Raw genomic sequence first — 20301 nt, 5'->3', positions numbered from 1 at the left:
GCGGTTTTATGCTGCCTGCGGCATGTCGAGTAGGATTCACGCCGTGACAGTTTCGGCAAAATATTTCCAGCACTGGCTAACTTCGGTGGCTGGTTCCACCAGCCATGCGGCCGTGTGCCGCGCCGCCGGCATCAAGCGTTCAACGCTGGCCCAACAGCTGGTGCGCGGTCGGGTATCGGTGGCCACGGTTGCCGCCGTGAGCCGTTCACTCGGACTGCCTGTTGTTGCCTCCCTGGCGGAGTTCGCCCCGTTTAATGATCTCGCCACGGGCATGCGTGCACCAACCCAGGCGGAGGCGTTGAGCCAAATCGCCGATGCCGATCTGCTCCGGGAAATCCTGAACCGCCGCACTGCAGCGGAATCCTTGTCGGTGCCGCTTCCGGTGACGCTGGCACCTCCCCATCACAGTTCTTCCGTGCGTGCCTGGCTTGACGCCGTGGACACGACGGAACTGCGGCAGAGAGTTGCACGGCAGGCTTCGATTGCGCCACAAAACCTTTCAGCACAAATTACAGCCAACCGGCTGACCGCGGAGCTGGCCATTGAGAGCGCCCGGATAGCCGGAGTTGGTTTGACCAACGGACTTGTTGCCACTGGTTTCCTCTCTCCGGCTGAAGCCGGCTGGACGGCCGACGCCAGGGAACTCGCCCTGCGGGGAGCCTCCGACAGTGCGCTGGCCCTCCTGGCATCACACCGGCTTGAGGTATTGGGCCGGTCATTGCGCCGTTCTGAAGACGACACCGCCGCAGCGCGGAGCATATGGGAGAACCTGGGATGACATCGATTCTGCAATGGGCGGCACTTGCAGCCTGCCTGGCGTGCACCGTCTGGCGCATTCCGGCCATGCTCCAGCGCCGAAACCGCGGCTTGTTTTGGATATTTGCGATGGCCACTCTCGCCGTCGGGCTGAGCATCCCGGCAATCTACCTGCCCGTTGACGCACTGTTGGGTGGCATTAACGTGGCCAACGTGGCGTTGCGGCTGAGCCTGTTCGCGGTGTTTTTCCTGTTGGCCGCGAAGGTCGCCGCCGCTTACAACTCACCGCTCGCCAGGCAGCTGGTCCGCGGCCCCGTGGGCATAGTGGTTGTGCTGGCTTGTTCCGTGGGCATCGCGATAAGCTTCATCCTCTCTGACAAGGCCCCGTCAAGCACTGGCATGTCAGAGCTGGCGAACGAGCCGGCGCTGACCGCATACATGTGGTTTGGCATGGCTTATATGGCCTATGCGGCCGCCTGTCTCGTGGCCCCAACCGCCAGGGCAGCCTTTTCTCGGCGCCCCGTCCTGTATCGAGTGTCCGCCCTGCTCCTGTGCGTCGGTTTCATCCTGGTCGTGGCCACAGTGCCGATGCAGCTTCTCCCGAACACCAACTACGCCGTCCTTGGCGCCATGTCATTCAGCGCGATTTTGTTCGTGGCAGCGGGTATGGCCTTGGTGTGGTTCTCCTTTATTCGCAGCCCCCTGCGCAGCAAGGCCGCCCGCTAAAGGAAGCAGTTTCGGGGTGCAGAAAACAAAATGTGCACTTTTCCATTAGTACTGGCATAATAATGAATGTGTGAACGGCGCGGGTCAATGCGGCACACGAACCTTTGGGGGTGAGTGGTGGCCTGGTGTTCAACCGGTCCACCACTCAATTGTTTAAGCCACCCGCCAAGGCAGCCGTAGACGTACAGGCAGGCAGGGCACCAGCTGCAGTAGAATCGAATCTGTTGTGTTCTCGTGGTGTCCCGGGAAGGTACCCCAAGTCCCATGTATTTTGCTGAAGACGGCGACGTGGCCGCACTGGTCAGCCGCCCGCCAAGGCAGCCGAACCCCCTCTCAACGATTCCCCGCCCCCGCGTCACGGCCCTGATCGATGCCGGAGCTGCCGCAGCATTGTGCATTCTGCGCGGACCACGCGACTTGGGCAAATCAGTGGCGCTGGGCCAATGGGCAGCCGGCACCCGGCGCGAGGTGGTCTGGCTCCACTTGACGGAAGCCTCCGGCGCTCCCACGCTGTTTTGGCAGCAGCTCCATGCGGCGCTGGGCCCCAAGTTGCTCCCGAGGGCAAAGTCGCCGTCAGGCTCGTTCGGCGAGCCGGGAACCGGCCAGCCTGAGACGTCCCGAGGGACAACGTGGGCCGGCCACGCGGCACGTCAACTCGCGGCGCGACTGGGCGGGACCAGCCCGTTCACCTTGGTGGTGGAAGACTTCCACCGGATCCAGGATTCCACTGTGCAGGATGGTCTCCTGGACCTCCTGGCGCACGCCCCGGAACTCAACATCATTGTGGCAACCCGCTTCGCCCTCGACATTGAAGTCAGCTACGCCGCCATCACCACGGACTTTCACGTCATTGGCCCCGAGAGCCTGCGATTCAACGAAGCTGAGGCCAGGGAATTTCACGCACGGACGGACTTGGAACCCGTCAGCGGCAGGCTCAATGAACGGCTGTACGGCTCCCCGGTGTTGCACAAGTCCGCTCGTTACGCAGCGCTTCAACCTCGGCGCAGGACCATTGAGCTCATCGACGACATTGTCGACAAGGTCACCACGTCCCTGCACCGACAGCTGGCGGCCAGTCAAGAGATCCCAAGCGGCGGCCCCCTGGCGAGCTTCATGGCGGCGACACTGCCGTTGGTGCACTTCGATCTGGACTTGGCGCGCGCAGTGGCCCCGGGATGCCCTGATCCAGAGTCCCTGCTCCGGGAGCTGGTCGAAGCCGGCACGCTGTGGGCAACCACGATCAACGGAACACTCAGCTACAGCTACCCGGGGATCGTGGCGAACGCACTCAAGGCTCTCCTGGCCGAGGAGATTGCTGAACGCCGCGACTTCACGCTGGACAGCGCAGCCGCGGCGGAATTTGCCCGCGGAGAGTATTTGCCGGCTTTCGCCTACGCCGTGGCAAATGGTGATTACCAGCGCAGCTCCAGCATGCTGCTCCGATCAGGGCTAAAATTGCTGTTCGAGGCCCCCGCCGGGTTTGCCGCCGCGCTGAAAACCGTCCCCCACACCGAAATCGTCAAATACCCGCTCTTGTCACTGGCACTTGGCTTGGTCTACAACGCCGACAAGCACACCCGGTTGAAGGGTGCTGAGTACCTGGCCCTCTCTCTGACGTCATCGAAGCTCCTCGGTCGAGCCCTGCCGCCTGAGGAACGGCTGGCCATGAACATGGCCCAGGCGGTTGTCCTGCGAATGACCGGCCAATTCAAGCTGGCAGCTTCGTCTTCGCGCACCAGCCTCAGGGATCGCAGCGAGCTCCCCTTGGCCGACCGCGATCAGATCGCCGCCTTCGAGTCCGTTGCCCTGGCACAGTGGGGGCTTTCGCTCATTTTCACCGGCGACTTCACCACCGCCACCGCGGCCCTGCACTCGGCCGTGTCCACAGCTCATGTTGCGGAAGAACCCCAGACGATCTTTTTCGCCACTTCCCTGTTGGCATACCGCTATGCGCTCGACGGCGACCTGGTCGCCGCCGCGGACCTCGCCGAGTCCGCGCTGGAGCGCATGCCGGATGCGCCTGCCCTTGGGCTGTATGAGCAGACACCCTTCTTCATGACGCTGGCCATGGTCGAGCTGGGCAGGTTGCGGCCGCACGCTGCTTCAGCGCATCTGGACAAGGTCATTTCCGAGGCCGCCACGAGCGAATTCTGGGGCCGCTTGCGGATCATCGAGGCGCAGATCGACCTGCTCTGCGGCCACTCCGGCATGGCCACCGGCCGCTTGGATGTCGCCCTGGCCCAAAAAAAGGAACTGCCGGCACTGAACCCCGTGGACGCGGCAGCCTTGCCTGTGATCCAGTCGGCCCTGCTGCTGGCCCGCGGCAACGCGGCTGGCGCCGCTGCCATTCTTGGCAGGTCGGCGCCGAAGAACGCACCAGCCAGAATCGCACTGGCACGACTGAGCCTCTCCCTGGGCCGCCCTGCCGAAGTTGTGGAGCTTCTCAGCGTCATGCCCCGCCATGTGACGGCAGTGCAGGCACTGGACGCCTTGGTCCTGCTGACGGTGGCCCGCCTCCATTTGCAGGACGCAGAAACACTGCGGGCCGACATTGAGAAGATCTCCGGAGCCGTCACTGCGCTCGGAAACCAATGGCCCCTGGCCCTGCTTCCGGAAGCGGAAATGGGGCTTCTCACGTCGGCATGGCGGGCGCTCGGCGTGCCTGCCCCTGCGGCCCCGACCCCCTCCGATGCCCGCATACCGGCGTCACTGTCCAAGATTTCCCTGACGCCGCGTGAGGCTTCCATTCTGGCCACCCTGGCGACCACCCCGGACAGGGCCGAGATGGCACGCATCCATTTTGTCAGCTTGAACACCATCAAGTCCCAACTGCGCACTCTCTACAAGAAACTGGGTGTTGGCACCCGCGAGGACGCCCTCGTGGTGGCACACCGGGAGCACCTCCTCACAGACTGAAACACGGCAGCAGCGGAGCGTGTTCGCCTTTCTCTTCGTCTGCGTGCCGTTCAGCGCAAAAGAGCTGCGGCCCTGTTCCTTTTGGAACAGGGCCGCAGCTCTTTTAGCTGGTTCTCAGACTAGTGACGTGCTGAGTCTCGGCGGCGTCGGGCGGTCAGCGCCACGGCGCCAGCTCCCAACAGTGCCAAGAGCAGACCAAAGCCCATCAGCGCAACGCTGCTGAAACCGGTATTGGCCAAATCTCCATCGGCAGGTCCCGCCGTCTGTGCGTCCGTCGGGTCAAGGGCCGGCGCAGGCGTCGTCGGCTCAGCTGCCGGCGCAGGCGTCGTCGGCTCAGCTGCCGGCGCAGGCGTCGTCGGCTCAACAGTCGGCTCAACATTCGGAGCAGGCGTCGTCGGATCAACCGTCGGAGCAGGCGTCGTCGGATCAACCGTCGGCGCAGGCGTCGTCGGGTCATCGGTCGGCGCAGGCGTCGTCGGGTCATCGGTCGGCGTATTGAGGAATGTCACGGCGTCAGAGGCTCCGTCGCCGCCCACGACAACCTGAATGGTCTCGTCCGCGAGTTCGTAACCAACCGGTGCCTTGACCTCCTTGACCGTGTAGGTGCCGGGTTCAGCCACCTTCACGTTCTTGGTATTTCCCTCATTATCGGTGACACGCAGGGCGCCATCTTCAACGAAGACGTTGTCAACAACAACATTGAGGTCGGCATCCAGGATCTGGAAGATCGCATCAGCATCGCTGATGACCGCTTCAGCATCCTCGGCATCAATCTTGGAGATTGACAGCGGGTAGCCGTCCGACGGCGTGATCGTTGCCTGGGTTGAACCAATGCTGTTGACGATCGCTTCGTCAATGGAAAAGTCCTTGATGCGGACCAAAATGTTCGCTGCGGGAACGCCCTGGCTGGCGTCCAAGGTGGTGCCTTCCTTTTGGAAAAGCACTACCTTTCCTGAGGGAGCGTCACCGGTGGGGTCCTCGAACCGGGCCTGGACGTTGCCGACCAGATCCTGCACGTTGCGGACCGGGTTGGCACCATCATCAACGTGCTCGGCGGCAACGAAGCCCACGAACTCGAGACCTTCGGGGAGCACATCCACAACATCAAAGATCGGGACACCTGTGTACTTGCCATGTGGCACCAGGGCCACATTGTAAACAAACAGGTCACTGATCAAGTTGCCTTGGGCATCCACTTCGGCGCGCAGGTTCTGCGTCCACTCCGCATTGGGAGTGTCGCGCACGGTCTTGCGAATTTCGGCTTCATCACCGTAGGTGGTGGCATCCGTCTGCACCTCGGACCAGTACAGGGCCTTGTCGTCTTCGCCGAAGAGCGTCGCCCTGTTCTTGATCTGCAGAGTCTGCTTGCCCACGATCGGCTTGCTGTCCAGCGTCAGCGTCAGTTCAAACTGCTTGTCGATGCCCTGCTTGTTGACGAGCTTCAGGCCCGCAGTGCTGAGCAAGATGACAAGGTTTCCGTCATCGTTGAGCAGCACGTCGAAAGACTCCGGACCCATCTCGATGTACCAGTCATACTTGGCGGCAATGCCTGCCTTGACGCTGTCGAGATCTGAAATGTCAAAGACGTTCGTATCAACGTAATCAACAATGGAGCTCTTCGTCAGGTCAATATTCTTGCCGGCTCCCACCGTGAACTTGTAGTCAACCTTGGTGGATTCGCCTGGCTTGACGGCCACCTCCTTGGTGACTGCTTCCTTCTTGAAGTAGTCGGGAGCGTTGAATCCGTTTTCGTTCTCCTCCTGCGAGGTGAGAGTGATGTTCCGGTTGAACCCTGTCTTCTGCTTTTGGTGATCCGTGTAGCTCCACTCGGCCCTATTGGTGAGTTTTTGCTTCGTTTCACCCGGAACATTGGTCCATTCGTTCTGCAGCCCGGCCAGTGAAATGATGTGGGCCTTCACCGCGATGGCAGAGATCAGTGTGTTGTCCATGCCCACGTTGATGTACAGCGACTGACCGTCCACGAAATACTTTCCAACGTACTCGGCGCCGGCAAACGAGGCCGCATCCATGGGATCGATCCCGACCAGGTCGATGCCCGTGGCGGTGAGGAACGCAGGGTCCCCGGTATTCCATCTGGCCTGTTCCGGCAGCTTGTCGGAAATGACAACATTGGATGTCAGTGTTTTCAGGACGTTGCTGCCGTCCCATGGGGTCAGATCTGTTTTCAGCGTATAGGTGATGTCCACGGGAGGAACCAGGGAGCCGTCTTCCTGGGGACCGACGTTCTTATTCGACCAGTCGGCAGTCTTCGCAAAGGCCTGGCCTAGACCTGGACCTTCCATGCCGGGAACCTTGCCGCCGATGGAAACTGTCGCTTCCCTCGTGCCTGCATCCCCAAAAGTGGCCGTGTTTTTCAGGTTGACGCTGTAGTTGCCGCCGGTGGGTCCTGTCACCTTGTCAGCGGCGGCCTGCAGCTGTGCCTCGAGAGCCGCGCGTGCTGCCTCATCGGCAACGTGGGCCGTGTAGTTGATGGTCGTCTTCGACGAAGCCGGCAGGTCCAGGGAACCGGAGAAGGTGTTGTCCGCAATTGTCGGTGCGAACGCAACGACACCGGTGGCCTTGTTCAGACCGTTCCCATCCCACGTGGTTTGGGCCGCCGAGAACGATCCCGCCTCATACGTCATGCCGGCAGGAAGCACATCGGCAATGGTGTACCCGGCCCGGGCAGCCTTGGTGTCCACATTCAAGGTGTATTTGATCGGAGCACCAATCACACCGGCAGCGAGCGTAACCTTGCCGGTGTCGGCGTCGTAGCTGACGAATTTGCCCAGGTTGCCGTTGTTGGCAACCCCTTTCGACTGTCCGTCATTGACGTTGGCGAACTCATCGCCGCCGTTCTTGATGATGACGTCTAGCGAGCTCTCTTCGCCGTCGACGGTCCATTTGATCGGCTCCTTGGAGCTCCCCTCAACCTCATTCACGGTGAAGTTGAAGGAGACCAGGCCCTGCACGGTGCCGGGCAGCGGATCCCTGAATTTCACCAGAACCTTGTTTGGATCGTCGGGGTCCTTCTCGATCGACTCGATCTGTGCATTCCCGGCCGGCACCTCGCCCAGGGTGACGTTGGCCCCGAGGTTGATGGTCACCGTGGAACCAGGCTCTACATCCTGACCGTATTGCATGTTCATGGTGATCACCTGGCCCTCGCTGACCACGGGAGTGCCATCGTACGTTTCACCCCCGACCGTGACAGTCGTGGTGATGCCGGGTGTTGCCGCGGCGGCCACGCCGTTGCCAACACCAATGAGGGCTGCAAATGCCATGGCCACAGCAATTGCACCTGCCAGTGCAGCCAGCCACCCCCTGGCAAGCTTGGTGGCGCCAATCCCCCCAGGAGAATGCGTCACTGCCTCTGGTAGTCTTTCGTGCATTGTGTTCCTCTGTATCGACTTGCTGATCAAAATGGCGTGATTTAAACCGTGGTGCGCGGGCCCGGATCGTTGGGCCGTTTCCGCGAAGCACAAGGTTGTTCAATCAGATTTTGGCAGGGGAGCCAGGGCAAATCGGCAAATTCCGCCCTATTTGACCCCGCATTTCACCCCCGGTTGCCGCCGGGCCGGAAGCGCCGGGAGCGGCCGGGCAAAGAAAAAGGACCCGTCCCCCGCCACAATGGCGGGGAACAGGTCCCAATAGGGATGTGGAGATGGGGAGAATTGAACTCCCGTCCGATGTTGCTTTGTCAGGGCTTCTCCGGGCGCAGTTTGCAGCGGTTTTTCTCGGCCCCAGCTATCTCGCAAACAAGTAGCTGCCAGGCCCAGTTGTATAAGAGTCCCCTAAGCGCCTACAACAAGAACTTAGAGCAGTGGCCCTCTAGATGACGCCAGTATCCGGGACGAGAGCATTCCCGGGCTGACGGACTGTCTTACTGCTTAGGCAGCAAGAGCGAAGTCAGTGCGATTTGAGTCAGCACTTGTGTTTTACAGAGATCGTTAACGAGATAACCCTGTATCCTCGACCCGCTTCACCTGTCTCGACTAACACCGTCGAAACCGATCATCCCCTATTGTTTTTTCAAACCCACGCCCAGCGCCTTGGAGGGAACTGTTCGTGGACTATCCATGCTAGCGCATCCTGCCGGGAATTTATTCCCGTCAGACACGCCCCGGGCCGCCGGCAGGGTGCGGGCACCGCTAATCGATCAGTCCCTTGTCAGCCTTGGCCTCCAGTACCAGCAGCGCGGCGGCATCAACCTGGGCCGCGAGAGCGGGATCGCCCTGCGCGGCGTCCACCATGCCCTGGTACATCTGCGGCAGCAGTGCCTGGTTGGTGCACAGCGCCATGGTTCCTCCGGCCTTCAGGAACAGGACGCCGCGCTCGGCGACTGGTACCGCCGCGACCTGCACGGCGTCGCAAATGTCGTCACTGACAATTATTCCGTCGAATCCAAGGTCGCCGCGCACCATGTCGTGCACAATCACCGGCGAGAACGGGGCCATGTCATTCGGGTCAATCTTCGGGTAGGACGCGTTGGAGATCATCAACCACGGCACCCCTGCGTCCACCGCGTCCCGAAAGGGCTCGACATAGGGGTCGTGGCGAACGGTGACGTCGTCCACCACGCCGGCTGAAACATCCGTGTTGAGCGTGACGCGCCCCAGCCCGGGGAAATGCTTGACTGTCGGGTCAACGCCGGCCGCCATCATGCCCTGCGCAAAGGCCAGGCCCGCACTGGACACCGCGGCAGGCGTGTAGCCAAACTCGCGTCCAAACGCGCCAATTGGGGCGTTCTGCGGGGCAAATGCCGCACCCGGCACGGTGTCCAGCACCGGCGCAAGGTTCACATTCACGCCCACCCCGGCCAGTTGCTGCCCCCACGCCGTGGCGTCGGCGAGCAGTTCCGGCGCCGGCAGCTGCCCCTGTTCAACGGCCTGCGGCATCTCGGCAAAGCCGGGCCCCCGCATGATCTGCACAAACCCGCCTTCTTGGTCGGTGGCCACAAAAGGCTTCACTCCTTCTGTCCGTGCACCCGAAATCTGCCCGGCAATGGCCGACACCTCGGCACCGATCCCTGCCTGCCCGGTTTCGCTGCGCCCCTTCATGAACACGTTGCCCACATACAAGGTGTCCACCGCATACAGTGAGTTGGCGTCGGCCCCGCTGACGGGCGAGGACACCATGAGCACCTGCCCCACCTTTTGCTCCAGGCTCATGGCAGCAAGCTTGGCCGCCGCCACTCCCCCGGCTGGAGTGTCCGACGTCGGACCCTGGCTTGCGCTGGTTGGCGAAGGTGCCGCCGTGGTGGGCACCGGGGACGTGGCGGAACTGCCACTGGCGGAAGACACGGGCGCCGAGGGCCTGTCGTTGAAAAACAGCACCAGCAATGTGACCACCAGGGCCACGCCCACAATGGACGCGCCGATGATCCACCAGCGTTTGTTTCCAAGCGCAACCACTATCGGCCTTTCAGTAATATCTGCCTCCCTGCCAGCGTAGGTCAATCGGCCGGTGGGCGCACGATGCGGACCGGCTGCGGGGACAGCTACTCGCCGCTGCCGCCGCGGTTCTTCGCACGCATGGCCCGCTGAGCCTCGCGGTTGTCCTGCTGCTCACGCAGGGCGTGGCGCTTGTCGTAGTCCTTCTTGCCGCGGCCGATGGCGATTTCAACCTTGGCCCGGCTGTCCTTGAAGTACAGCTGCAGCGGCACAATGGTGAAACCGGATTCGCGGGTCTTGCGCTCGATCTTCTCCAGCTCTTCACGGTGCAGCAACAGCTTGCGGCGGCGGCGGGCCGTGTGGTTGGTCCAACTGCCGTTGAGGTATTCAGGGATGTAGACGCCCTCAAGCCACAGCTCGTCGTTGTAGAACGTGGCGAAGCCGTCAACGAGGGAGGCCCGGCCCTCACGCAGGGACTTCACTTCGGTCCCCATCAAGACCAGTCCGGCCTCAAAGGTGTCCATGATGAGGTAATCATGCCGGGCCTTGCGATTGGTGGCCACCACCTTCAGGCCACTTTCCTTAGGCACAGCTGACTCCCTTTTGTTTGGATTGGTACAAATTTGAAATGATGCGGATTTGAAAAAACGGCGGGTCCGCGCCGGGATGCAGCAAAGCATCGCGGCGCGAACCCTTAGTTTAGCAAGCCTGGCGGGGCGAACGCCTACAGCAGGCCCATCGGGTCGACAGGTGTTCCGTTGACCCAGGTCTCAAAGTGCGCGTGGCAGCCTGTGGAGTTTCCGGTGCTTCCCGAGTACGCCACCAGCTGGCCTTGCGTGACGGACTGTCCGGCCGAGACGACGACCGAGGAGTTGTGGTAGAAAACCGTCATCAAGGCGTTGCCCTGAACGACGCCGTGGCTGATGTACAGCACGTTGCCGCCGCCATAAACCACATTGGTCTGGCCGGCAATTTGCACCACGCCGTCGGCGGGAGCATAAACGGGGGTGCCGCACTGGGCACCAAAGTCGATGCCCGTGTGGTCGTAGTAGCCGGTTCCGTTGAAGTCGGCCGTTCCGGCGGGAACCGGGCGGTTGCGCACAAACGGGGAGGTGATCGGGATGTTTCCTGCGAAGGGGTGCTGCAGGCCGAATGCCGAGACGTTGCCGGGTGCCGGCGGGACGTAGGGCGGGGGAACGAAGACAGGCGGGACGTAGTTATTGTTGCCGGCGTCAGCTGCGGCTGCCGCGGCTGCTGCAGCTGCGGCCTCGGCTTGTTCCCGGGCAATTCGTTCGGCCTCGGCCCTGGCGGCAGCCTCGGCTGCCTCACGCTCCTTGCGCTGAATCTCCGCGATCTGGGCGCCAACTGCGTCCTTTTCTACCTGAACCTTCTTCAGCTTGGACTGGATGCGAGGCTTCTCGGCTTCAAGCTTGGAGTTCAACGCAGCTGAATCACTGATCAGCTTGTCCACGGTGGCCTTCTGCGCAGCAGCCTGGTCCCTGGCTGTCTGCTCGGCGGCCAGTGCCGCTTCAGCCTGCAGCTTCAGGTCCTTGATTTCCTCTTCGACGGCGACGAGGCGCACCTGGGCGTTCTTGTTCGTGGCCTTTTGCGCCGTCAACTGTTCAAGGGCGGCGGTTTGGCTTCGCAGTGCTTGTTCGGCCAGGTCAATGGAGTTGGCCAGGTCGGTGTTGGAGCCGGCGCCCAGGATCAGGGTCAGGTTGGCAGGCAGTCCGCCAGCCTTGTACGACTGCGCGGCAATCTGCCCAATCATGGCTTTTGTTTCGGTGGCCTTCTCGGCGTCGGCGGCAATCTGTGCGGTGATCTTGTCTTTGCTTTGCTGTGCCAGGTCGATCCGGGCCGCAAGCGAGTTGACAGCACCCGTAGCGGCGCTGACGCGGGTCTGTGCCTCGGACAGTGCTGCCTGCGCACCGGGCAGCTGGCCCTGGTAGGTGACGAGGTCGGCAGCGGACTTGGCAATGCCGGCATCCACAAACTCCAGTGACGACTGCACGTCGTGGGCCTGCTGTTCCAGTGCGGCCTGCTGTTCAAGCGCGGCCGCCTTGTCGCTAGCATCGTCGGCCTGCGCCGGCGGGATCAGTCCGAGCAGCGCGATCGCAAGAAGCGCCGTGACCGCTGCACCAAGGCGGCGCGCCACAGGGCGGGAATGGCGGGAACTGGGCATGTTGCGCCCAAGCCGGGGGGATTTCACGGATCCAATTCCCTCGCTTGATTTCAAATTCATGCCTTGTGGCTCCTTCGAGAATCGCTGCCGAAACAGCCTGATAACACCAGTCACATGAGCACCGTGAGTAACAGCGCCCCCACTAACCTTACACTTTTAGGTTTTTTCGCAAGGAAACTGCCGAAGAAACCCCTGCCAGCACCACGCCCAACAGGATCAGGACAGGGTAGATCGCAAACGCGTCGGCGGTTGAAATAAATGGCGTCCCGGAGTTGGATGCGGCCAGATAGCCACCCATGAAGAAGTGCACAATGGACCACACCGCCCCCGACGCCAGCACCGCCCCGATGGTTGCCGCAATGACCCCCTCGAGCACAAATGGCAGTTGGATCACCGTTCTGGATGCGCCCACCAGACGCATGATTTCAATCTCCCGGGTGCGCGATTGCGCGGAAAGCCTGATGGTTGTGGCGATCAGCAGGGCCGCGCAGACAGTCATCAAGCCCGCCACACCAATGGCGACATAGGTGGCGATGTTCATCCACGAGAACAACTTCTCGAGCACCTTGCGCTGGTCGACCACCGAATCCACGCCAGGGGTCGCCGAGAACGTTTCATTGATGATCTGGTACTTTTCCGGATCCGTCAGCTTGATGCGGAAGGAAGAGGGCAGGTTTGCCGCCTCAACCGAATCAACCATGGGAGAGTTCGCGAATTGCTCCTGGAAGTGCGACAGCGCCTCGTCCTGGGTTTCAAACGTCCAGTTCTCGATGTAGGGCTTGACGGCCTCGGATTCCAGCAGGCCTTCAATGGTCGTCTTCTGCTCATCGTTGACGGGTCCGGCCACACAGTTGCTGTTCGCCGGCACATCGGTGCACAGGTAAATGGTGACCTGGACCTTGTCGTACCAAAAGCCCTTCAGCTGGCCAATCTGCATCTGCAGCAGCCCGGCCGCGCCCACAAAGGTCAGGGACACAAACGTCACCAGGATGACGGAAATGACCATCGTCAGGTTGCGGCGCAGGCCGCTCCCCAACTCGCTCATAATGAAAGCAAGTCTCACAGTTGGTCCTCATTCATTGAATTCTTGGTGCCGGCCTGTCCGCCGCGGGCTTTTTCGCCAGCTGGTTTCGGTTCGTCGTCCAGCGGGAGTCCGCGCCGGCGTTCAAGCCGCGGCGGCATGGATTCGGCGACCGGGCTGTTGCTTTCGGCCGCGGCACTTACTGCACGCTGGCGGCGGGTCTGGGGTTCGGCGTCGTCCTTCACTGACGGCCCGACGGCGGATCCCCCACCAGCCGCCGGCACGATCGGAATCATGGACGTGTACTGGGCCTTGGCTTCATCGCGAACAACCTTGCCGCCGCGGAGTTCGATGACTCGCTTGCGCATTGAGTTGACAATGTCGTCGTCGTGCGTGGCCATGACCACTGTGGTGCCGTTCTGGTTGATCTTGTCCAGAATCTCCATGATGCCGGCGCTGGTGGTGGGGTCAAGGTTTCCCGTGGGCTCATCGGCCAGAAGAATGCCGGGCTGGTTCACGATGGCGCGGGCAATGGCCACACGCTGCTGCTCACCGCCGGAAAGTTCAGTGGGCTTGCGGTGGCCCTTGTCTTCCAGGCCAACGAGCTCGAGCACGCGCGGGACCTCGGAGCGGATGGCGGCGCGGGACTTGCCCAGCACCTGCATGGCGTAGGCGACGTTGGCAAAAACAGTCTTGGTTTGGATGAGGCGGAAGTCCTGGAACACCACACCGATGCCGCGGCGGAACTTGGGCACGCGCCAGCTGGGCACGTTGGCCACATTCTGGCCGGCAACGTAGATCTGCCCGTGCGGGGTCTTGTGTTCACGCAGCACCAGACGCAGCAGCGTGGACTTGCCGGAACCTGACGAACCCACCAGGAACACGAACTCGCCGCGCTGCACATCCAGGGAAACGTCATCGAGCGCAGGCTTGGACTTGCGATCGTAAGCAATGCTCACATTTTCAAAACGAATCATGACTTTTTCATTGCCCGTCCAGCGATAATTGCTGGCATGCTGACGGCCGGGCAGTGGATTGGGGGAAGAAACCGCCAGCATAATGACTATAGGCGCCGGACACTGCGATTGCTGGTTCCGTGCCGGTGTGTCGAGACTCGATCATTCCTGTGAATCCGCGGGGTTTGCGGCTTTGGAGGGTCTGGTCTGCGGTCGGTTTCGCGGCAACCAGCCTCCCTCCTCCAGCCACGGTGCAGTCGCTCCTGGCGTGCCGACACTACGTCGCGCCGAAGGCGTTTAGTCCTTGTCCGCGTTCCGGTTGTCGGCGCGCCAGCGGATGCCGGCGTCGATGAAGTCGTCGATCTCGCCGTCCAACACGGATGCGGCATTGCCCACTTCATGTTCGGTACGCAGGTCCTTGACCATTTGGTAAGGGTTCAGCACGTAGGAGCGCATCTGGTCCCCCCAGGATGCTTTCACGTCGCCGGCCATGGCCTTCTTCGTGGCGTTTTCCTCGGCCTTTTTCAGCAGCAACAGGCGTGACTGGAGCACGCGCAGGGCCGCCGCACGGTTCTGGATCTGCGACTTCTCATTCTGCATTGACACCACTGTGCCGGTGGGAATGTGGGTCATGCGCACGGCAGAGTCGGTGGTGTTCACGGACTGGCCGCCGGGGCCCGAGGAACGGAACACGTCAACGCGGATTTCGTTTTCCGGGATCTCGATGCTGTCGGTGGACTCGATGAGCGGGATGACCTCGACGGCGGCGAAAGACGTCTGGCGCCGGCCCTGGTTGTCGAAGGGGCTGATGCGCACCAGGCGGTGTGTGCCGGCCTCAACGCTCAGGGTGCCAAAGGCGTATGGTGCCTTGACCTCGAAGGTGGCCGACTTCAGCCCGGCTTCTTCCGCATATGAGGTGTCCAACACGGCGGTCGGGTAGCCATGGCGTTCGGCCCAGCGCAGGTACATGCGCAGCAGCATCTCGGCGAAGTCGGCAGCATCCACCCCGCCGGCGCCCGAGCGGATGGTGATGACGGCTTCGCGCTCATCGTATTCACCGGCCAAAAGTGTCACGATTTCCAGGTCCTGCAGCGACTTCTGCAACGCCGGGAGGTCCTTGGCAGCTTCGGCGAGCGAATCGGCGTCGCCCTCTTCCTGTGCCAGCTCGACCAGAACTTCCAGGTCATCGATCCGGGCCTGGAGTTTGCGCAGCTTTTCCAGCTTCGACTGTGCGTGGCTGAGCTTGGAGGTGACCTTTTGCGCGGCGGCGGGGTCGTCCCACAGGTTGGGAGAGCCGGCCTGGTCGGACAAATCCTCGATGTCTTCCATGAGCTTCTCCACCTCGGAGACTTGCTCAATCGAAGTGTAGGTGGCGCGTAGCGCCCGGAGTTCTGCGGGAAAGTCGATCTCTGCCATGATATTCAAGCCTACGGCATGCACGGCGGTGGTTGGGGCGGAGTGCCGCGCCGGGGCTACAGCACCAGGTTCGCGCGGGCCGTGCTCGTCACACTGATGGTGATGCCCTCCGGCACCAGAAAGTTGATGAACAAGGGATGGACGACGGCGGTCATGCCCACTTGCGCTGTCCGCCCGTCCCCGGATCCGGTGGACGGGCCAAGGGCAATGCCGCCCAGTCCCGCAGGAGTTTCGACGCCGGACAGGTAGCTCTGGGCCGCGGCAAGGACTCCCTGGTCGGTGAGCAGGGTGCCGGGGACGCTGTCGGCGTTGCCACCGCTGAGTTCGAAGGTGTCGGCGGCTGCGAGCGCGGCACCGTCGGCCATGGACAGCAGCTTCTTGTGGCCGAGGTAGAGGCTGCCCGCTGCGGCGACGACAGTAATAAGCAGCAGGGCCAGGAGCACGTAGCCGATCAGCAGTACCATGACATGCCCCGTGTCGGCGCCTTCGTTCGACCCTGGCCGAGCCACGCCGGTGCTACTTGCCAAGCCGGCCGTGGTCACGCCGCTGCTGGCCAGACCGCCGCTGCTGCCCACCACGCTGCTGGCGGTCGCGCACTTTTGCCGGCCGGTCCGGGTCACCTGAACCGGCCCACTTTCTGGGTGGCGGTTGAGTCAACCGTGGCGGCTGTGGCGTTGACACCCGGCAGTGAGCCAACCACCGGCAGTTCAACGCGCAGCTGCACGTGGGCGCTGATGGTTGATCCAGCTGTGAGGCAGCCGCCGTCGCAGCTGATGGTCAGTTCGGCATTTGCCGGGTCAAAGCCCATGTCCGCAATGGCCAGTTGGACTGCCTGCTCCGCGGCGAGGTGGGCTGCGGGCAGGTCCTTGTACAAAACAAAAACCTTTGCTGCCTGGTCGGCCGCCCCCACGACCGCGTAGGCACCGCCCTGGACCTGGCCCACAGTGAGGATCAGATACGCCACGGGCACCATGAGCAGAACGGCAAGGAAGATGAACTCCACAATGGCGGACCCTGCTTCCGTGTGCGGGGGCCGGACTGGGCCAGTACGGTGCGGCCTACCTGATAATGACTGCATGGCCTGTCATCTCCAAGGTGCGCGACGGCCCAAACAAGCCCACCACCGGCAGGGGTGCAGTGATGGTGACAACGAGAATGTCCATCCCATCGCCCGCCTGCACCGAAACGGAGACGTCCTGGACATAGTCGGATCCCAGCGCGGTGCCCACAAGCAGCGTTGCCCGCGCCTGGGCGTCCGCTGCAGTTCTGTCACCAAGGGCCCCGTAGCGGGCGGCCGACGATGCCGCATCCGCGACAGTGTTGCGCACGTGCAGCACCAGGGCCAATTGGATCAAGGCCACAAAGATCACTGTCACCAACGCGCCGACCAGGACGAAGTCCACCACGGCGGCTCCCGCCTCCCGCATGCTGGCGGTTCCCCTGGGCCGGCGCCCGCCGGGGCGCCCGTGATTCCGGCCGTCCCCGGCCACTATGGCTGGACTTGTTCCATCGCCTGGTTGAACAACCGTTCCAGGGCGGGTCCGGCAATGGCCAGCAATCCCGCCACCAGGACGGCGCTCATCAAGGTGATCAAAACCCAACCCGGCACATCCCCACGCGACCTTTCCGTGTCCGGGCGCAGCGCCAGCGCCGGAAAAAGCGTGGCCAGGCCTCCCCTGACCCGCCCCAGCCATTGCTCCGCGGCGATCAGCAAAGTCATCCCCATCCCGATGATCTTGTTCTTTTCCTGCATGGTCTTTTCCTTCCAAGTGGTGACGCGTGGTTACTTCTGATGAATGCCTTCTGATGCCATGTGCCGCCGCCATTTAAAAGCCAAACTGCAGCAGGGCAAGGCCGGGGAACACGGCGAAGACGACGGTGAGTGGAAGGACCCCGAAGATGAGCGGAACCATCATGGCAATTTCTTTTCGGCCCGCTGATTCCATCAACTCCCGTTTTGCCACATCCCGCACGTCCTGGGCCTGGGCCCGGAGCACCTCCGCAAGGGGTGTGCCCCTGTTGACGGCAACGCTGATGCCGTCAACAAAACGGGACAGGGCGGCAACGTCCACCCGGGCGGAAAACTCGTTCAAGGCCTCCACCAGCGGCATGCCGGTGCGGGTCTGCGCAAGGACCTTCCCAAATTCAGCTGACAGGACGCCGTTGGACGACCGCGCCACCCTGTCGAGGGCGCTTGCCGCGCTCTCTCCCGCACCGACCGCCAGGGCCATGAGTTCTGCGAGCGCAGGGAACTCGACGAGCATGAGTGCCTGCCTGCGTTTGATCTGCGCGCCCAGCAGGTAGTCGTAGAGCAGGTACCCGCCCAGCATGGGTGCCAGGGTCAACGCCACAGCCCCCATGAGGTTGATGCTTCCCTGCCACAGCAGAAACAGCGAGACCAGCGCCCCGGCCATCAGCCCCGCACCGGCGCACAGCAACTGCACGGCCCTGAATTCCAGGGCCGTCTCGCTGCGTCCTGCCTGTTCCAGCCGTCCGCTGAGTCCGTGGACACTGACATTGAATTTTCCCAGCCGCTGCACCGTGTCCGAAAGGACCAGCCGAAAGATTCGTTCAAGGGGCCCAAACAGCGTCGCGGATTCGTCGCCGTCCAGGAGTTTGGAACGGATGGCCACTGAGCGCAGTTGGGGTTCCACGCGTTGGGCAAAACTTGGTTTGCGCATGGCAGGGAGCCGGGTGAAACTCAGCCACAACCCCACGCCCAGGACAACCCCGACGCCGAGCACCAGCACCGCATGCGTGTTCATTGCAGCACCCGCTGCTCTTCAGGCAACGCGCCAATGCGCAGCATCAGCCGGTAGCAGATCACCGATACCAGCAGCCCGCCACCGAGGACGGCCCAGCCGGCCGGGGAGTTGTACGCTCCCACTGCTTCAGGCCTGGTGGCCATCAACATCAAAACAATCCAGGGCGCGGCCACTGCCAGGCGGGCGGCGTTGACGGTCCAGGACTGCCGGGCCTCAAGTTCGCTGCGGGTGCGGGCGTGGTCGCGCAGGAATTCAGAGAGTGTCCCCAGCAGCTTGCCCAGGTCCGAGCCGCCAACATCCCGGGTCAGCCGCAGCGCCTCAATGATTCGGTCCGAGACCGGATCGGCCAGCGTGGACTTGAGCTTTTCCAGGGCCCCTTCAAAGTGGCCGCCCGCCCTGTAGTCCGCTCCAAATGCCTTGAACTCCGCGCGCAGCTGGACCGGGCCCTTGCTGCCCAGCTGGACCAGCGCCTCCGGCAGGGACAGCCCCGCCCGGATGGCCGAGCGCAAGTGGTCCACGACGTCGGGCCACAGGTCACGCATGACGGCGGCCCGACGTCGTGCCCTCATATTCAGGAGCGCAAACGGAACATAGCCGCTGAACAGGCCAAAATACAGGGCTATGGCGGGGACTCCGCTGAGCACAAAAACCAGCAGCGCCATCACCGTTGCCAGCCCGGCGGCGCTGACCACCAGGGAGATCGGAGTCACCTGCGGGACGCCAGCCTGTTGCAGCAGTTGTTCCAGCCTGTTGCGCCGCCCAGGCTTCGGTTGGCGGGCCGGCTCGCTCCAGCAGGCGTTCCATATCAGGAAGAGCCCCATGCCTGCGAGCAACCCGACGACGGCCGACATCAGGAGTCCCCCATGAGCGTGGCCACGTTGTAGCCGGCCGCGGCAAACTTTTCAGCCGGCGGCATGGCTGTTTCGGAGGCCGTCAGGATGCCGTTGACAGTGCTGAACACCAGGCCGGACTCGATGATGCCGTTCTCAACGCGTCGTCCCAGGGCAAGGATTTGGCCGACGCTGCGTTTGCCGCTGGGCGCCCTGACGCAGTGCACCACCAGGTCGATGCAGGCCGCCACAGTGGGTACAACGAAGGCTGCGGTGATATTTTCGCCGGCCAAAAGCGGCAGCGTGCAAATTTTGACGACTGCATCGTGGGCCGAATTCGCATGGACCGATGCCATCCCGGGAAGGCCCGAATTCAGGGCAATGAGCATGTCTAGGCTCTCGGCCTCGCGGACTTCACCGACGATGAGCCTGTCGGGCCGCATGCGCAGGGCCTCCTTGACCAGGCGCCGCAGCGGAATTTCCCCTGCGCCTTCAAGGTTGGGCTGGCGGCATTGCAGGCCCACAACATCACGCAGCGGCACCTTCAGTTCAAAGATCTCCTCCACCGTCACGACCCGCTCGCGTGAGCCGATGCCGGCAGCAAGGCAGTTGAGCAGCGTGGTTTTCCCTGCCTGGGTGGCTCCCGACACCAGGATGTTCAGGCCGCTGCTGACGGCGGCACCCAGGAAACGGGCCGCCTGCGGGGTCAGTGACCCCAGTTCCACAAGGTGGTCAAGCCGGCTGGCCCGGGCGGTGAATTTGCGGATGTTCACGGCCCAATGGTTTTGGGTGATGTCCGGAATCACCACATGCAGGCGGCTGCCGTCCGGGAGCGCGGCGTCCACAAATGGCGAGCTGAGATCCAGGCGCCTGCCGGAGCTCTTCAGCATCCGTTCCACGAGGTCGCGCACCTGCTGGGCCGTGAAGATCAGGCCCGTCAGCTCCGACTCGCCCTGCCTGGCCACAAACACCCTGTCAGGTGCGTTGAGCCAGATTTCCTCGATCTCGGGGTCGTCAAGGAACGGCTGCAAGGCACCGAAACCGGCGACGGCGTTGAACACGTGCCGCTTGACGTCGTCCCCTTGGCCCAGGGCCGGGACTGCACCGAGAAGCGCCCTTTCGCCGTAGTCGTTGAACGCTGCATCAATCAGGGCAAGCACTTCCGGACCCTGCCTGAGCGGATCTAGTCCCTTTCTGCGGATGAGTTCCCTGACTTCATCCTCCAGCAATGCAAATGCATCCAATCAGACCACGTCCGCCCCTTTGCGGTGCTTGTCCACTGTCTGTTCAGGAGCTTAGACCCGGTGAGGGAGGCGCGCCAGAGCGAAAATATGTTCTGT

Annotated in this window: 17 protein-coding genes, 1 other RNA gene and 1 pseudogene; 4 read left to right on the top strand and 15 right to left on the bottom strand. The window is 62.6% G+C overall.

Annotated features, from left to right (window positions below; all coding sequences use genetic code 11):
- Positions 1-43 precede the first annotated feature (43 nt).
- The 3 genes from AC1L6K_RS07585 to AC1L6K_RS07575 all read left to right on the top strand — a co-directional run bounded on the left by AC1L6K_RS07585 (position 44) and on the right by AC1L6K_RS07575 (position 4398).
- Positions 44-778: a hypothetical protein gene (locus AC1L6K_RS07585; protein ID WP_480952097.1), complete on the top strand. Its 735-nt coding sequence runs from the start codon at positions 44-46 to the stop codon at positions 776-778.
- Positions 775-1482: a hypothetical protein gene (locus tag AC1L6K_RS07580; RefSeq protein WP_480952096.1), complete on the top strand. Its 708-nt coding sequence runs from the start codon at positions 775-777 to the stop codon at positions 1480-1482. Before AC1L6K_RS07585 ends, AC1L6K_RS07580 begins: the two co-directional genes overlap by 4 nt.
- A 264-nt stretch (positions 1483-1746) precedes the next feature.
- Positions 1747-4398 (top strand): LuxR C-terminal-related transcriptional regulator, encoded by a 2652-nt coding sequence (locus tag AC1L6K_RS07575; protein WP_480952095.1) that lies wholly within the window; start codon positions 1747-1749, stop codon positions 4396-4398.
- Positions 4399-4517: 119 nt separating this feature from the next.
- On the opposite strand, the gene AC1L6K_RS07570 is transcribed toward AC1L6K_RS07575, so the two are convergent.
- The 3 genes from AC1L6K_RS07570 to AC1L6K_RS07560 form a co-directional block, all read right to left on the bottom strand.
- Positions 4518-7766 carry a prealbumin-like fold domain-containing protein gene (locus AC1L6K_RS07570; protein ID WP_480952094.1) on the bottom strand — a complete coding sequence of 1083 codons (3249 nt, stop codon included), beginning with the start codon at positions 7764-7766 and terminating at the stop codon, positions 4518-4520.
- A gap of 288 nt (positions 7767-8054) precedes the next feature.
- Positions 8055-8420, bottom strand: a transfer-messenger RNA (tmRNA) gene (gene ssrA / locus AC1L6K_RS07565).
- A 129-nt stretch (positions 8421-8549) separates the two neighbouring features.
- A complete protein-coding gene (locus AC1L6K_RS07560; protein WP_480952093.1) occupies positions 8550-9569 on the bottom strand; it encodes a glycoside hydrolase family 3 N-terminal domain-containing protein in 1020 nt (339 codons plus the stop codon).
- On the opposite strand from AC1L6K_RS07560, the gene AC1L6K_RS07555 reads away from it, so the two are divergent.
- Positions 9568-9852 (top strand): hypothetical protein, encoded by a 285-nt coding sequence (locus AC1L6K_RS07555; protein WP_480952092.1) that lies wholly within the window; start codon positions 9568-9570, stop codon positions 9850-9852. The genes AC1L6K_RS07560 and AC1L6K_RS07555 overlap by 2 nt on opposite strands.
- Before the next feature lie 46 nt (positions 9853-9898).
- Here the strand turns inward: AC1L6K_RS07555 and smpB are convergent, their stop codons facing one another.
- The 12 genes and pseudogenes from smpB to AC1L6K_RS07495 all read right to left on the bottom strand — a co-directional run bounded on the left by smpB (position 9899) and on the right by AC1L6K_RS07495 (position 20205).
- Positions 9899-10381 carry an SsrA-binding protein SmpB gene (gene smpB / locus AC1L6K_RS07550; RefSeq protein WP_480952091.1) on the bottom strand — a complete coding sequence of 161 codons (483 nt, stop codon included), beginning with the start codon at positions 10379-10381 and terminating at the stop codon, positions 9899-9901.
- Between the two features lie 134 nt (positions 10382-10515).
- A complete protein-coding gene (locus tag AC1L6K_RS07545; protein WP_480952710.1) occupies positions 10516-11973 on the bottom strand; it encodes a peptidoglycan DD-metalloendopeptidase family protein in 1458 nt (485 codons plus the stop codon).
- A 148-nt stretch (positions 11974-12121) separates the two neighbouring features.
- Complete coding sequence (gene ftsX, locus AC1L6K_RS07540; protein WP_480952090.1) at positions 12122-13036, bottom strand: permease-like cell division protein FtsX; 915 nt, start codon at positions 13034-13036, stop codon at positions 12122-12124.
- A gap of 239 nt (positions 13037-13275) precedes the next feature.
- Positions 13276-13971, bottom strand: a pseudogene (gene ftsE / locus AC1L6K_RS07535) (cell division ATP-binding protein FtsE); the annotation flags it as partial.
- 276 nt (positions 13972-14247) lie between these two features.
- Positions 14248-15366 carry a peptide chain release factor 2 gene (gene prfB / locus AC1L6K_RS07530; protein WP_480952089.1) on the bottom strand — a complete coding sequence of 373 codons (1119 nt, stop codon included), beginning with the start codon at positions 15364-15366 and terminating at the stop codon, positions 14248-14250.
- Positions 15367-15422: 56 nt separating this feature from the next.
- Positions 15423-15830, bottom strand: a complete 408-nt coding sequence (locus AC1L6K_RS07525) for a hypothetical protein (protein WP_480952088.1) — start codon at positions 15828-15830, stop codon at positions 15423-15425.
- 152 nt (positions 15831-15982) lie between these two features.
- The gene (locus tag AC1L6K_RS07520; protein ID WP_480952087.1) at positions 15983-16369 is read right to left on the bottom strand and encodes a hypothetical protein; all 387 of its coding nucleotides are present in this window, start codon (positions 16367-16369) and stop codon (positions 15983-15985) included.
- Between the two features lie 55 nt (positions 16370-16424).
- Positions 16425-16793 (bottom strand): TadE/TadG family type IV pilus assembly protein, encoded by a 369-nt coding sequence (locus tag AC1L6K_RS07515; RefSeq protein WP_480952086.1) that lies wholly within the window; start codon positions 16791-16793, stop codon positions 16425-16427.
- 62 nt (positions 16794-16855) lie between these two features.
- Positions 16856-17119, bottom strand: coding sequence for a hypothetical protein (locus AC1L6K_RS07510; RefSeq protein WP_480952085.1), 264 nt, complete (start codon positions 17117-17119; stop codon positions 16856-16858).
- A gap of 73 nt (positions 17120-17192) precedes the next feature.
- Positions 17193-18131, bottom strand: a complete 939-nt coding sequence (locus AC1L6K_RS07505; protein WP_480952084.1) for a type II secretion system F family protein — start codon at positions 18129-18131, stop codon at positions 17193-17195.
- The gene (locus tag AC1L6K_RS07500) at positions 18128-18982 is read right to left on the bottom strand and encodes a type II secretion system F family protein (RefSeq protein WP_480952083.1); all 855 of its coding nucleotides are present in this window, start codon (positions 18980-18982) and stop codon (positions 18128-18130) included. The genes AC1L6K_RS07505 and AC1L6K_RS07500 overlap by 4 nt, the downstream gene beginning before the upstream one ends.
- On the bottom strand, positions 18982-20205 hold the full coding sequence (locus tag AC1L6K_RS07495) for a TadA family conjugal transfer-associated ATPase (RefSeq protein WP_480952082.1): 1224 nt from the start codon (positions 20203-20205) through the stop codon (positions 18982-18984). Before AC1L6K_RS07495 ends, AC1L6K_RS07500 begins: the two co-directional genes overlap by 1 nt.
- Positions 20206-20301 lie beyond the last annotated feature (96 nt).

Source organism: Specibacter sp. BI4, assembly GCF_056680095.1.
Note: the sequence above shows the minus strand (reverse complement) of the source record. Positions and strands in the feature narration are given on the sequence as shown.